Below are 14,574 nucleotides of genomic sequence, written 5' to 3' on the forward strand. Positions count from 1 at the left end.
CATTGCGTTACATTTGCCTCGCTTCTTATCCATCTTGCTGGAGATCGATCTCTGCACGGCCCATGACAACGACAGAAAAAGACCCCCAAGACATCTACATCCAGATTGCCGGATGGATCGAGCAATCCATTGCGGAGGTCGAGTCCGCGAATCTCGCGCATGACGCCGGCGAACACATCTCGCAGGCCGCAGGGACATCCCTGGAGGTGCTCGGCGCCTATCGCGATTCGGTGGACAAGGACCTGGAGAAGTTGAGGCAGGTCTCTGAATGGGATGTCTTCACCATCTCCCTGTATGGCGAGACGAACGCAGGCAAGTCGACCATCATCGAGACGCTGCGCATCTTGCAAGGCGAAGCCGGGAAGGCGCAATCGCAGGCGAGCTTTCGCGAACTCGCCAAGGGCATCAATCTCGATGGATCGGAGGTCGCCGCCTTGCAGAAGGCAATCCAGGACCTGTCGAGCCAGACCATCCAGACACAAGCGCTGCTCCAAGAGACCACGCGGTCCCAGCAGCGCAGCGAGCAACTGGCCGGCCAGGCGATCGAGCGCCAGCGAGATGCCATCCGGCAAAAGATTGAGACCCTGGGGCTGCTGCAGAAGATCGTCCACTGGTTCAAGAAGCTGGACGAAGAGAACCAGCTGGGTCTCGACGAAGCCCGGCTGCGGAGCATGCAGGACGAACATCGGGAGGCGGCGGCGAAGGTGCAGGCGCAGCTGCAGGCGCTCGAGGTCCAGTCCGCAGCCCGGAAGCAGGACTTGCAGGCACTCGACGACATCTACGAGAAGCTGGCGCCTCACCAGGACGGAGCGATCATCGGCGACGGCCGCTCGGACTTCACGCTGGCCTCGCAATCCTATGCCTTCGAGGTCTCGGGCCAGAAGTTCGCGCTGATCGATGTGCCCGGCATCGAGGGCACGGAGGACAGGGTCAGCGAGGCGATCTACGACTCGGTCAAGAAGTCGCATGCCGTGTTCTACATCACCCCCAAGGCTGCGCCGCCCAACAAGGGCGAAGGCAAGGTCAAGGGCACGCTTGAAAAGATCAAGGAGCATCTGGACGACCAGACCGAGGTGTGGTCGGTCTTCAACAAGCGCGCCACCAACCCGCAGGCGCTGAAGAAGGAGCAGTTGCTGGACGAAGGCGAGCTCGGCGGCATCCAGGACCTCGAAACGCATTTGAAGGCGCAGCTCGGCCCGAGCTACCAGGGAAGCTTCAGCCTGAGCGCCTTGCCGGCCTTCTATGCCGCCACCGATTGCCTGCTGCCCACCAACGCGCACTACAAGGCGCGCGGCAAGTTCATCGGTGCCCTGGATCGCGAGGCGCTGCTGGAGAAGAGCCGCTTCGCCGAGTTCGCCCGCTTCATCAGCCAAGACATCTGCAGCAACTACAAGGAAAAGATCCTGCGCGCCAACCTGCGGAAGATCAAGTCCTCGCTGGAGCGCGGCCATCAGGTGCTGGACGGCGTCATCGAGAACTTCCGCCGCGCGTCGAAAGACCTGGAAAGACAACTCAAGTACGCACACGGGGAACTCGACAAGATCAGCAGCGGCACCTGCAGCCGCATTGAAAGCACATGCCATGACGGCTTGGCGGAGTCCAGCAGCAAGCTTCGCAAAGCCATCCACGACGACATCGACAAGGACATCGGCAATGAGCAGTTCGAGGCGAAGCTGCGCGAGCATGTCGACGGCATGGGCGGCGAACTCAAGGACACCCTGGCGCGTGCCATGGAGGTCCAGCAGTCGAAGATCGCCGCGGAGGTGGAGGATGTCCTGCGGCGCTTCGACAGAAACGCGTCGGAGATCCTCGACGTGACCCTGAGCCGCCCGCTCGAGGGCGGCATGCCACCCTTCGGCCTGGAGTTCAAGCTGGACAACGGCATCAACACCCTGGGTCTGCTGTCTGCCTTCATCGGAGGCGCCGCGCTGCTCCTCTCGAATCCCGCCGGTTGGGTGATGTTGGCCATCGGCGCGGTGTCGCTGTTGTTCAACTTCTACAAAGCCGTGCGGGGCTTCTTCAGTTCCGACTACAAGAAGGCGCAGCAACGCAAGTGGGCCGACGAGAACATCGCGCGGCTCTTCGACAGCATCAAAGCTGGTCTCCGCGACAACGTCGACAAGGCGGCCGCAGAGCTGCAAGGCGAGGTCGACAAGCTCAAGAAGCGCTTGTCCGCGCCGCTGGACTCGGTCCAGCGCATCGCGCAATCGCTGAGCGAAGCAGGCCGCGCCTTCAAGAAGATCTCCCGCCAATTCAACTGATTCATTTCCCCAAGGAACCCGCAATGAGCGATACGTTCGACAACTTCCGCCGGCAAAAAGGCAAGGCCATCGAGATCATGGAGAAGCTCCAGAACTTCCTGAGCCAGGGCATGGAACTGGGCGTCAACATCCACCCGAGCCTGAAGAAGAAACTCGAGGACGGCCTGGACGAATTGCACCACGGCAAGCTGCGCATCGCATTGATCGGGGGGTTCTCGGAAGGCAAGACCTCCATCGCCGCCGCGTGGCTCGAGCGCCTGGACGACCTGAGCATGAACATCAGCCAGCAGGAGTCTTCCAACGAGGTCAAGGTCTACGAGGTGGAAGACAAGCTGGTGCTGATAGACACCCCGGGCCTGTACGGCTTCAAGGAGCAGTTCAACAGCGACACGCAGGAGGTCGAGAAGTACAAGGACATCACCCGCAACTACGTGAGCGAGGCCCATCTCGTCCTGTACGTGATGAACTCGACCAACCCCATCAAGGAGAGCCACAAGGAAGAGCTGCAGTGGCTGTTCCGCAACCTCGGCCTGCTGCCGCGGACAGTGTTCGTCCTCAGCCGTTTCGACGAGGTGGCCGACGTCGAGGAAGACGGCGACTACCTGGAGAAGTTCCTCGTCAAGAAGCAGAACGTGGCGCAGCGCCTGGATCACATGCTGCAACTGAGCGATGCGGAGAAGTCCGCGCTGGCCATCGTCGCGGTGGCGGCCAACCCCTTCGGGCTCGGCACCCGGCACTGGCTGGACAACATGGACCAGTTCAGGCGGCTTTCGCACATCGCCGATCTGCAGAGTGCGACCCGGCAGATGATCCTGCACAGCGGCGGGGCCGACGCGCTGGCGGAGGATGTCAAGAGAAGCATCATTGCCGACGTGATCGAAAAGCAGCTGCCCATCGCCAAGCGGGACTTCCAGCAATTGCAGTCCGAGGCCTCGAAGCTGGAAGACGTGCACCGGGACCAGCAGCACGAACTGCAGAAGGTCAACGGCGAAATCAAGGACGCCCGCGTGCGGTTGCGCGGCAAGATCGTCCGGTATTTCGAGGACCTGGTCCTGCAGGCCAAGGGAACCACCCAAGAGACCTTCGCGGCCTTCTTCCAGCGGGAGATCGGGTCCGAAGGCATCCTCATCGATCAGCGGGTCCAGGAGTTCTTTGCCGAGGAGGTGAACCATGTCGCGCTGGACATCGGCCGCATCCAGGTCAAAGTGGACTCGGAGGTCTCGCACTTCAACAACATGGTCAGCGCCATGAGCAGGGAGGGCATAACCTACGTCACCCGCAACAACCTGATCAACAACAAGAGCGTGCTCGCGGCGCGCGATGGCCTCAACACGGCCGCCAAGGCGCTGGGCCTGGATATCGGCAAGTACCTGAAGTTCAAGCCCTGGGGTGCAACCAACCTGGCGAAGGGCCTCGCTGGCGCGCTGGCGGCGCTGGGCCTGGCGCTGGATGTTTGGGACACGGTGAAGCAGGAGCAACGCAAACTTGACTTCCAGAAGGACTTGATCGACATGGCGGAGAAACTGGTCGATCAGCGCAAGGAAATCGTCGCGCTGATCGACGGGGATGACTTCGAGGCGAGGTTCTTTCCGAGCTTCGGCTCCCTGCAGGCGCAACTTCAAGGCATCCGCGACGAGCTGGATCATCTCGTGCGCAAGCAGTCGGACTTCCGGAAGTGGTACCAGTTCGGCAAGGCGATCGACGTCGAGTTTCGCGAGGCCGGCGAACTCGCCACCGCGGACGAGGCAGGCTAGGACCCGCATGACCCGCACCGCTTCCGACATGGACATCAACGCTTGCCTCGAGCGCCGCTACGTCGCCGCCTTCGAAGTCCTCGACGATGCCTTTCTCCGTACCCTGCGCAGCTTCCCGGCGCGCGAGCGCAGTTCCGGGCTCGAGGATGTGTTCCTGCCCACCGTCGCGCAGGGCTATGCCGACGCCGCCGTGAAGGTGATGGTGGTGGGACGCGAGACGCGCCAGTGGCGCTACGCCGCCGCGCCGGCCGAATCCGCGGCAGCCGCATCGCCCGCGGCCGGCTATGTCTCGCGCGGCATGGCCTGCCATCGAGGCTTCCTCGAAAGCTGCCTGCACAAGCCCAGGCATAAATCGGGTCTGGTGCGCCTGCTTTGTCAGGTCGCGAAAGCCACGGATGCCGCGGGCCTGGTCTATTCGAATCTCTTCGCGGTGGCTGTCGGCGGCAAAGACCCGCGCCGTCATCCCCAGGCCTGGGCGGCGATCCGCGACCTCTCGCAGGCGCTGCTGAACATCCAGATCGAGGAGCTGCAGCCCGACGTGATCGTCTTCGCGAACGGCAGCTCCTCGGCCGGCGAGCGCCGGGCTTTCTTCCCGCACGAGGGCGATGCAGCGCTGGCCCGCTGCCGCGATCACCGGGACTGGGTGGCCAGCGCCGCGATCCCGGCCGCGCATCTGTTCGGCTTCAGGATGGACGAGCGCATCCAGTGCTACCGGATCCAGCATCCATCCTCGCCCGCGCACAAGACGCAGGCGAAGCGGGCCCGCCAGCACTTGCTCGAGATGCTGAAGCAGCACCAGGGCGCGCACGCCGGCCTCGCCTGAGACCGCGGCGCCTGCCCCGTCTCCGTGAGGCCGCCCTCACTCGAACTCGGACGCCAACTGCTGCATCTCGCGCGATGGCGTTCGGTAGCTGACGAGCCGCACATCGAGGTCGATGTCGCGCCTCTTCAACAGCGCGCGACGCAATGCGTCATGGATCCATTGCTCTTCGTTGCCGAATGCGCCGCCCCCGAGCCGAGTGAGCAGCACGATGTTCGACGCGCCGCGCCGTGCGTTCAGCTCCGCCGCGAGGAGAGTCGCCTCGTATGCGGCCTCGAGCACCAGCGATGCAAAGGCCGCCCAGTGCCGGGCTGGTACATCGCTGTAGGCCACGGGCAGCGCCGAGCAGAAGGCCTGCGACACTCGCGGGCGGGGCGCTGCCGGGGCATCCGTCACTTCGACATCGCTGTGCACGCCGATGCGCAGCTTGCCGCGCAGCGCGTCGAGCGCGTCTTCGTCCAGTGATCCGAAGTGTTGCGTCAGCTGTTCGAGAGCGCTTCGGGAACACATTGCATACCCGTTGCGCATCGTCCAGAGCGAAGCCACCGGTTGGTGAAGCGCCTCGCTGAGCGCCTGGCCGAGGTCGGCGAGTCCATCGAGCTGACGGCTGCGCGTTTGGCCAATGCCGTCCGGGGTCGGTGCGAAGTAGTTGCGGAAGATGGTCGCTGCGCCGGCGGCGATGGCACACGCGGGGCCCTGCGTCGGATCACTCCGGTAGATGGTGACGCCGTCCTCTGGCGTGAGTTGCGGAGACGCCATTTCGAGCAGGTTGAACTGCGATGCCACCTGGAACAGGGCCCCTGCGTACTCAGGTGCCTGATGCAAGGCCCGGATGTCGCCGACGAGCGGACGCACTCTCAGCCGACCGGCGGTGGCTGGTCGTGGGCCGATTCGCCTCCGCAGTTCTTCGAGAGAAACCAACTCGAGTTCGCCAATCCCGTGGCTGGCACCTGTAGCGGCAGAGACGAGCATTCCGCCCCTGATTGCGAGCCGGCCCCGCGTTTCATCGTACGTGGTCTCGCGAAAGCCGGTGAGTCGTTCGAACCAGTCCATGGTTGTCCTTCACATTTCAAGTGTCGAAAGCAGCGCCGGCAAACCGACGGCCGCCTGAATCTGCCAGTCCATGCCGCTGCGATCGGACAAGGTGGAGGCATCAGGATTAAGCACCGCGACATCGCAACCATGCCTCCGCGCGGCGTCCGGAAGACTCGCAGCGGGGTGCACCAGGCCAGAGGTTCCGACCACGAGCAGCAGATCTGCCGCCTCGACCTTTCGGAGGGCCTCCAGCCAGACTGCCTCCGGCAAACTTTCCCCGAACCAGACCACCCCCGGCCGGATCGGGCCATTGCAGGTTGCGCATCGCGGCGGGGCCAGTCGAGTGGTTCTGCCTTCAGGTTCATCCTTCTGCGGATCCGCGAGGGTGCACGTGCGTCCGCAGTCGAAGCAGCGCGGCGCAAACAGGCTGCCATGCAGATGAAGAACCGCTTCAGCACCGGCGCGCTCGTGGAGGTCGTCGACGTTCTGCGTCACGATCGTCAGCGACTCGACCTGCGGCCGGGCAGCGAGCGCGGTCAGCGCCATGTGTCCCGCATGCGGGAAGGCGCGGGCCACGCGATGGCGCCGCCACTCGTACCAGGCCCACACCGTTTCGGGGTCGCGCCGAAATGCTTCAGGCGTCGCCAATTCCTGAGGATCGAAACGCGCCCACAGACCGGTGCCTTTGTCGCGGAAGGTGGGAATACCGCTTTCCGCAGACATACCAGCGCCTGACAGGACCACGACGCGGCGTGCGCCGCGCAGGCGTGCAACCAGAGGGGCAGGGGGGACGGGAGGGGAAGTCATGGCTCGATCTTCACAGGGGACGCGACGTGCTGTGACGCACAGGCGCTCCTGCACCGGCAGCTTGCGGACCTAGCGCGCCGGCGCTCTTTCGAGCCGTCCCGTCAAAGCCTCTCCCGCAGACTGGCTCATGATCAGGTGGAGCTGCGACTGAGCGCGCGTCATGGCGACGAAAAGTTTACGGGCTTCCAGGTCTCCGAGTTGCTCAAAATCGATCTCGCAGACGATCACGATTGGCGCTGATTGCCCCTTGAAGCGGTAAACCGAATCGGCGAGCAGGACGCCCTCGGTCCAGCGGGCGTTTCCGGCGGCGTCAAAACCGCCGGTGAAGCGCCGCAGCGGCCACGTGCGGAGCTGCTCCGAGTTGATCAGGCGTGAGCGCTCGCGCCCATGGAAACTCAGCACTGCGATATCTTCCAGGCGCTCCCCGTTGCCCAGCAGATTGGCAATGATCTCAGCAGCGCGATTCAGGCCTCCGGGGTCCAGGGCATCGACGACGTGCAACTCCGGCGCGTCGCCGATCTCGGGACCTCGGCCCTGCACGGGCGTGGCGGTGAGTCCGAGCAGATTGACCGTGTCGACCAGACGCCGAGGACTGCGGAAGTTGTCCTGGCAAACGATGCGTGTGGCATCCGGCAGATCGAAGGCCTCCTTGCGGTAGATCGCCTGCTCGGCATCGCCCATCACGTACAGACGCCCGTCAGGCTTGAGCCGGGGCAGCAGCGCCTGTAACCAATCTCCGTCGAAATCCTGCGACTCGTCGATGATCAGGAGATCCAGCGTGTTCGCCTGGGCATTGGTAGCGGTCAACGCCTCGAAGGCAGCGGGGTATGTCGCGCTACTGGTGAAATCCGGCTCGACCCCCGTGGCACGCAAGGCAGCGATCGCCAGCTCATGCACCGTGCTGACGTCGGCGAGGGGCGGCGCCAGCCCGACAATGTGGTCCGCCAAGGGGCGGTTGAAGCACACGTAGCCCGCCCTTCGCTTCTCTGCGCTGGCTTCGCCCAACAGCTTCAACGCCAGCTGCGTCTTGCCCGAGCCCGCGGTGGCTTCGACCACATAGATGCCCGAAGGCGAATGGATACGCGGCACCCACGTGGCCAGGCCGTCGGACAGCCGGCGCGTGGTTGCCAGCCGCTGTCCGTAGCGACATGCCGCGTCGGGGACCACATCGAAGCGGTTCGAAAGAAATGCGAAGAGCCTGTCGACCTGCTCGGCCGCGAGCGGCGCATGCCGCGTTGCTTCGGCCAGCAGCGTCCCCAGCTCATCGAGCTGGCTGGCATCGATGATGCGTTCGCGCGGATAGCCGACGCTGCCTTGCGCCACCCGAAAATCCGGAAGCAGCAGGAAGTGTGCGATCCGCACCGCGCCGAGTTGGGCATCGCGCAAACGCCCGATCAGGCCTTGCAACTGCGCGTGCGCCTGGTGGACCAGGCTCTTGCGAACAGCTCCGTACAGCTTGAAGGCGCCATCCTCGGAAAGATCCACGTCCCCGGCCTTGATCTCGAGCACTGCCACATGCCCGCCCGGGGCCACGGCGACAGCGTCCAATTCGCCATAGCGCTGAGCCCCTTCATGCAGCTGCGATGTCTTCACGCTGTGGTAGACGCGCCAAGTGGCTGGAAGCGCGTCTGCCAGGAGCCGGAGCATTTCGTGCTCACGGTAGTGCCCTGCACCGAGGGCAGGGCTGAGGGCATCGGGATAGAGCACGGCCATGCCGTACTGTAGCCGGGTGGCGATTGTGCGACACAAGTTGACGCATGTCTGACGACACTGACCTCCTGACAACAAGGGGGTCGAATGGCAAGATTTCGCAGGGGTGGGCACGCATTTTCCGGGGGCAGGACGGAGGGCGCGGACCTGGCGAGACTATGGATCCTCAGGATGCTCGTGTCGCTCAAGGCGTCGCGCAAGTTCGTGGTCGGCGGCGAGTTCGAGCACGACGGCCTCGCGGAGTTTCTCGGGCTTCAACACTGGACGCTGCCGTCCTGCGACTTCGACGAGAAGGCCGTCCATGCGGAACTGCGCGCATTGCACAAGGCGGCCGAGCGCGACTTGCAGCATGCCCGGGCGCCTGCCTACCTGGCGGGCAACGTGGTGCGCCTCGCCACGCTGGCGGGCCTGTCGGACACCGACTGCCGAATTCTCGAGTTCGTGGTGCTCATCCAGACCGATCAACTTGTACGTGAGACTGCGAATTGGCTCGGCGATCTTTCGTCGGTCAACCTGTACTTCGCCCTTGCGGCTGTGCTCGGCATTCCCGAAAGCGATGTACGCGCGTCCTTGGCAAGTCGAGGGACGCTCGCGCGCTCCGGGCTTGTGTCGATGGGCCGATTCGGGACGGCCTCACTGGCGGACAAGCTGGAATTGTTGTCCACGGACTTCGCCGACAGCATCTCGAGCACGGACGCCGACCCGATCGACCTGCTCAAGGACATGGTGGTGCCTGGCTCGTCGTCCGTACTCGCACTGGAAGACTATGCGCACATCGGGCCATCGCTTTCGATCCTTCGCCCTTACCTGAAGCATGCGCTGGAGTCCAATCGCACGGGCGTCAACGTGTTCCTGCATGGCGCTCCAGGTACTGGCAAGAGCCAACTGGCCCGGTTGCTGGCGCAGGAGTTCGAGTGTGAGTTGTTCGAGGTGACCAGCGAGGACGACGACGGCGATCCGGTGGGTGGCGAGCGGCGCCTGCGTGCCTTCCGGGCGGCGCAAAGCTTCTTCTCGCAACGCAGATCGCTGATCCTGTTCGACGAAGTCGAGGATGTATTCAACGACGGTGATGTCATTCTCGGCCGCAGGGGCACCGTGCAGAGCCGAAAAGGATGGCTCAACCGCATGCTCGAAGAAAACAAGGTGCCGACGCTCTGGCTTTCCAACGCCATCCACACCCTCGACGCCGCCTTCATCCGTCGCTTCGACATGGTAATCGAGCTGCCCGTACCGCCCCGCGCACAGCGCGAGCGCATCCTGCGCCACGCATGCGGCGAACTGCTCGCGCCTGATGCTCTCAAGCGACTCGCGGATTCGGAGTCGCTCGCGCCTGCGGTCGTGACGCGCGCTGCTGCGGTGGTCCATTGCATCCAAGGCGAAATACTCGAAGGCAGCAGCTCCGAGGCAATCGAACGCTTGATCGAGGGTACGCTGGAAGCGCAGGGCCATCGCACGCCCAAGCGCGCAGCCCTTGACCAGCTGCCGCCGACCTACGAGCCCTCTCTTGTCAATGCGGACACCGACCTGGTTGCGATGGCTTCGGGGCTGGTTCGCACAAGAGCAGGGCGGATATGCCTGTACGGGCCGCCGGGCACCGGCAAGACCGCGTACGGCCGCTGGCTGGCAGAGCGGATCGGCGTCCCGCTGATGATCAAGCGCGCTTCGGACCTGATGTCGAAATGGGTTGGTGGCAGCGAGAAGAACATAGCGCGGGCCTTCAGGTCTGCAGAGGAGGAGGGCGCCGTGCTGCTGATCGATGAGGTGGACAGCTTCCTTCAGGATCGGCGCCACGCGCGTGCCAGCTGGGAGGTCAGTCAGGTCAACGAGTTGCTGACGCAGATGGAGTGCTTTGGAGGCGTGTTCATTGCGTCGACCAACCTGGTCCGCAATCTGGACCAGGCCGCGCTGCGGCGCTTCGACCTCAAGATCAAGTTGGACTTTCTCAAACCGGAGCAGGCTGCTCGCCTGCTGGGCCTTCAATGCGCAGCACTGGGACTTGGCACGCCCACGCCGGCGCAGCTCTCGCGTGTCACGCGCCTCATCCAGCTGACTCCTGGTGACTTTGCGGCCATCGCGCGGCGGTCTCGCTTCCACCCGATCGCATCGGTGGACTATTTGCTTGTCGCCCTGGAGGCCGAGTGCGCCATGAAGGAGGCGGGCGCTCGCAGTGTTCTTGGGTTCTTGGCCTGAGGGTTTCCTTGTCCATGGCAAAGGCAGTTCACGTGTTGGGGATGTGCACTAATGCCTTCAATCGAACGCCTTCGCGTGGCGGGTCCCTTCAGATGTGCTCTTGCACCTCATAATTGTTCGGCTCAATTCGATTGACATAATTAAGACCAAGCATGATTCATTGCAACGCCTCCGAACTGAACGTTCGTTCCTCACGCAATCCTCTTCCTGCGCTGGAAGTGAAAGTTGATAGCCTCGAGGAGCGAGATATTGACTTCTGTGCGACGGTAGCCAAGGCGCTGGCCGACTTCGTGTTAGCTCATCCCGATGCGCATGCCACTGTGTACCTGTATGGCACCATGAGCGTCAACTTTCACGAGCCAGCTTGGTCCGAGTTTCTGATCCCGTTGGGCGACAAGAGGCTCATGCAGGTCCTGGAAGACGCGTTTCGCCGTCTCGGCGATGTGCCGACGCGACAGAGCGACTACGTGTCACCTGCACAAGGTTCTGCGATGTTCCATTTGGAAGGTGGGCATGTTTGGGAGCCGGAGGACGCTTTGACTTGGCTTGCCCGAGAAGCTCAGGATGAGACTTCAGCAACCGTAGTTGAAGACGACTCGACCGGACCTGCAACCACCGATGACTCCGAAGGACAGGACTGGGATCTAGATATTCCAATGGAAGGCGCCGTTGCCGCAGAGCCCCGGCGCTCCGAGCAGCCCACACGGTTTCGCCAAGCCCGTGCCGACGCGAGGGTCGGGACCATCAAGCGCGAGATCGAGCGGGTGTTCGGCCTGCCGGCAGGCTCCGTTGTACTGAGAGGTGGTGACGGGGCGGCATTGCGGTCTGATGCATTCATCAGGACGCTTCGGTCGCGCTGGTGATTTGGTCAGAACGCAGCGGTCGCGTTAGTGATTGATCGAGACCGGAGGGCTCCGGCGCGGCCGCGGTCGTGGGACGGATGCCTGCCAGCCGAAGCCCGAGACAGGATACAAACGGTGACTGACCGGTTGTGGCCTGCGACCTCCGAAGCGGCACGGCCGGTGCCGTTGTCCCTAAAGCTTGAGAAGTTTCGATGAGCTCCAATCCCTCCGCCGCTGGCGAGGCACGCGTGGCCCACCCCGCAAATCGCAAAGACCTTCTATGGCCACAGAGAAAAATCGCCCGCAGTTCTCACTCGTTGCAATTGACCATTTCGATGCAAGACGAGGTCTGACGCGATGTCGCGCGCCTGGTGTCGGTGTCCATGCTCACAGTCAATCCGCGACGGCGGATTTCTGGCGCAACGGGGATGGAGACATTCTTGTCCGGTTCGAAAGTTCGGGTTACAGGTTCTCGTTTTGTGCCCGCGATGGCGTCGGCGCGGCGATTTCCGAGGACCATCTGGATGCGTTCTGCGACCATGTGGGCTCGCTGCTCCAGGATTGGCTCAGCGATGGGGTGGACGACTGCCCGGATACATAAAACTGATCGATGAAACAAGGCTCGCGCGGATGCCCCGAAGGGCGCGGTCGCGACAACTAGGGTCGTCCGGCTCCAGCACTGCGGAGTTTGTCCAGCACACCAACTGAGCGGCTAGGCCGGAGCCAATGGGGCGAGGCGGCTGTCGGGTCGGTCATACAAAAGGCATCCACAAAATTGAGGATGAACGTCCTGAACCGCTAGCGGCTGTCCGATTCATCCTCTGACAATCGCGTCTGCTCGAGCGGATTCGGACCTCGCACGGAACCTATGAGACTAGCCCTGCTCACGCGAAACCAGAAAAACATCCACAAAGCCATGAATGGAAGACAAAAGGGTGCAGGGCAGCACAGGCATCGCATTCTGCCAGCCGCTTTCCAAAGACCTGCAGCAGACTTCAACGGAAGTTCCACTAATCTCTATCGGAAGAGGAGTTCAGATTGACGAAATATTCAGTGACGCAGTCCCCCGTCACGCAGTTGTTGGCAGACGTCAAGAGCGACAAGATCGCGATACCGGAACTCCAGCGACCTTTTGTCTGGGACAGCGTCAAGGTACGCGACCTAATGGACTCACTCTACAAGGGATATCCGGTCGGCTACCTTATCACGTGGCAGTCGGTCGGGGCGAAACTCAAAGGCGGCCAGATTGCCGCACACCAACAAATATTGATCGACGGACAGCAGCGGATCACAGCGTTGCGGGCGGCCGTCGCCGGGTTGAAGGTGATCAACAAGCGATACAAACCTGTTCGCATAACAATATCCTTCAACCCCATCACTGAAGAGTTTGCAACGCTGACGCCAGTGATCGAAAGAAGTCCGCAATGGATCGCGGATATTAGCGAGTACTTCAACTCGTCCTCGCCGTTGACTTTCGCACGTGAGTATCTTGAACGAAACCCAGGCGCTGACCCGAAAACGTTTGAGGATAGCTTGGCTCGCCTTGGCAGTATTCAACATGCTCAGATCGGGATAATCAGCCTGGATGATGGACTCGACGTCGAGACGATCTCTGAAATATTTATCAGGATCAACTCGAAGGGCGTGCCTCTGAGCAGCGCAGACTTCGCGATGAGCAAGATTGCGACCTACGGTGACCGAGGTCGGAACCTGCGCAAGCTCATCGATTATTTCTGTCAGTTGTCTGTGGCGCCGCATGCCTATTCCGACATCCAGGAGAACGACCGCGAGTTCGAGGCGACGCCGTACCTCAAAGCCATCAGCTGGTTAAAGGACGAGGCTGAGGACCTCTACGACCCGGAGTACAGCGACGTTATCCGTGTGGCGGGCCTCGTTGGCTTCAGTCGCGGCAAGGCGTCGAGCATCGTTAGCGAATTGTCAGGGCGCGACCCTGAAACAAAGAAGGTTGATGAGCAGCGGATACCAGTCGCCTACGACAAGCTTGAGCGCGCGCTTCTCCAAATCGTGAGCAACTACCACTTTGACAATTTTCTGATGCTCATCAAGTCTGCGGGGTTCATCACCCAAGGGATGGTTAATTCAAGGAATGCGATGAATTTCGCATATGCCCTCTATCTGCGCCTTCGTGAGGACGCAGACATCAGCGAGGGCGAGCGAAAGAGAATTGTGAAGCGCTGGTTCGTCATGTCGATGCTCACGGGTCGAAACTCCGGTGGCTTCGAGTCAACGTGGGAGCAGGATATCCGCAGGATCGGCGAATTGGGTGCCGCGAACTATGTCAAGCAGGTCGAAGAAGCCGAGCTGTCCGATGCGTTCTGGGATTTTGCGCTGCCTGCGGCGCTTGAAACGACCAGCACAACGAGTCCGTTTTTTCAGACATTCTTGGCCGCTCAGGTGACCAATAACGCGCGCGGATTCCTGTCAAAAGGCATCACGGTTGCAGCCATGCACCAACAATCTGGAGACATCCACCATATCGTCCCCAAGGACTACCTCCAGAAGAACGGTTATCCGGATCGCGGGGACTACAACCAAGTTGCGAACTTCGTGCTCACTGAGACGTCAATCAACATCAGCATCAGCAACAAGTCCCCGTCCACCTACATGAGGCAGGTCGATACACAGATCAAGTCTGGTGTACTCAACCTCGGAGAAATCACTGATGCCGATGACTTGGCGCGCAACCTCGTTGAGAACGCAGTCCCCGTCCGACTGAGCACAGTGGACGCAAGCTCATACAAAGGCTTCTTGGTCGAGCGTCGCAAGTTGATGGCAGCAACTATCCGAGATTACTACCAGGCGCTTTAGGGCCAGGACATGGGGTCCTTGAGAATCCTAAATTGCCGGCATGCCTCCCCCGAATCTGCCCCCGGAGAATGCAAACGACGGTTTTCCCGGTATCAACCTCCGCTCAGAGCTTGGCCTAGGACGGCTGTTCGCGCCTTGGGGATCTTCTCGATGGAAATAGCGAAGTCGAAGGCGGCACCTTCCGAACGAAAGAAGCCTTCGCCGAGCCCGTCGGCACCGGCGAAAAGATCAATGACGGGAACACGCACGGGGAAGCAGGAAGTCTGATGAGAGAGCTTGCCAATGCTTGGTAGCCGCGCCCGGCAGCCGCCTGCGGCACCAGCCCC

At 62.1% G+C, this 14,574-nt stretch carries 10 protein-coding genes; 7 read left to right on the top strand and 3 right to left on the bottom strand.

From position 1 onward, the window contains the following. Nucleotides 1–62: 62 nt before the first annotated feature. Genes QZH52_RS29620 through QZH52_RS29630 form a run of 3 tightly spaced genes read left to right on the top strand, consistent with a single transcriptional unit; the run spans nt 63 to nt 4,838 of the window. Complete coding sequence (locus QZH52_RS29620; protein WP_301814510.1) at nt 63–2,261, top strand: AAA family ATPase; 2,199 nt, start codon at nt 63–65, stop codon at nt 2,259–2,261. A 23-nt stretch (nt 2,262–2,284) separates the two neighbouring features. Continuing rightward, entirely contained in the window at nt 2,285–4,015 is a 1,731-nt protein-coding gene (locus QZH52_RS29625; protein ID WP_301814511.1) for a LeoA/HP0731 family dynamin-like GTPase, read from the top strand. Between the two features lie 7 nt (nt 4,016–4,022). Beyond that, on the top strand, nt 4,023–4,838 hold the full coding sequence (locus QZH52_RS29630; protein WP_301814512.1) for a hypothetical protein: 816 nt from the start codon (nt 4,023–4,025) through the stop codon (nt 4,836–4,838). Between the two features lie 36 nt (nt 4,839–4,874). Here QZH52_RS29630 and QZH52_RS29635 read toward each other — a convergent pair whose 3' ends face one another. The 3 genes from QZH52_RS29635 to QZH52_RS29645 all read right to left on the bottom strand — a co-directional run bounded on the left by QZH52_RS29635 (nt 4,875) and on the right by QZH52_RS29645 (nt 8,390). After that, nucleotides 4,875–5,888, bottom strand: a complete 1,014-nt coding sequence (locus QZH52_RS29635; RefSeq protein ID WP_301814514.1) for a hypothetical protein — start codon at nt 5,886–5,888, stop codon at nt 4,875–4,877. Between the two features lie 9 nt (nt 5,889–5,897). Beyond that, a complete protein-coding gene (locus tag QZH52_RS29640) occupies nt 5,898–6,677 on the bottom strand; it encodes an SIR2 family NAD-dependent protein deacylase (RefSeq protein WP_301814515.1) in 780 nt (259 codons plus the stop codon). 69 nt (nt 6,678–6,746) lie between these two features. Continuing rightward, a complete protein-coding gene (locus tag QZH52_RS29645; protein ID WP_301814517.1) occupies nt 6,747–8,390 on the bottom strand; it encodes an ATP-binding domain-containing protein in 1,644 nt (547 codons plus the stop codon). A 168-nt stretch (nt 8,391–8,558) separates the two neighbouring features. Here QZH52_RS29645 and QZH52_RS29650 point away from each other — a divergent pair, with 168 nt between their 5' ends. The 4 genes from QZH52_RS29650 to QZH52_RS29665 all read left to right on the top strand — a co-directional run bounded on the left by QZH52_RS29650 (nt 8,559) and on the right by QZH52_RS29665 (nt 14,248). Continuing rightward, complete coding sequence (locus tag QZH52_RS29650; protein ID WP_301814519.1) at nt 8,559–10,577, top strand: AAA family ATPase; 2,019 nt, start codon at nt 8,559–8,561, stop codon at nt 10,575–10,577. A gap of 152 nt (nt 10,578–10,729) precedes the next feature. After that, the gene (locus QZH52_RS29655) at nt 10,730–11,440 is read left to right on the top strand and encodes a hypothetical protein (protein WP_301814521.1); all 711 of its coding nucleotides are present in this window, start codon (nt 10,730–10,732) and stop codon (nt 11,438–11,440) included. Between the two features lie 259 nt (nt 11,441–11,699). After that, nucleotides 11,700–12,020, top strand: a complete 321-nt coding sequence (locus QZH52_RS29660; RefSeq protein ID WP_301814523.1) for a hypothetical protein — start codon at nt 11,700–11,702, stop codon at nt 12,018–12,020. Between the two features lie 452 nt (nt 12,021–12,472). Beyond that, nucleotides 12,473–14,248 carry a GmrSD restriction endonuclease domain-containing protein gene (locus QZH52_RS29665; RefSeq protein WP_301814525.1) on the top strand — a complete coding sequence of 592 codons (1,776 nt, stop codon included), beginning with the start codon at nt 12,473–12,475 and terminating at the stop codon, nt 14,246–14,248. The last annotated feature ends 326 nt before the right edge of the window (nt 14,249–14,574 follow it).

The organism is Variovorax ginsengisoli (assembly GCF_030486595.1).
In the GTDB taxonomy this organism is placed as follows: Bacteria; Pseudomonadota; Gammaproteobacteria; order Burkholderiales; family Burkholderiaceae_C; genus Variovorax; species Variovorax ginsengisoli_B.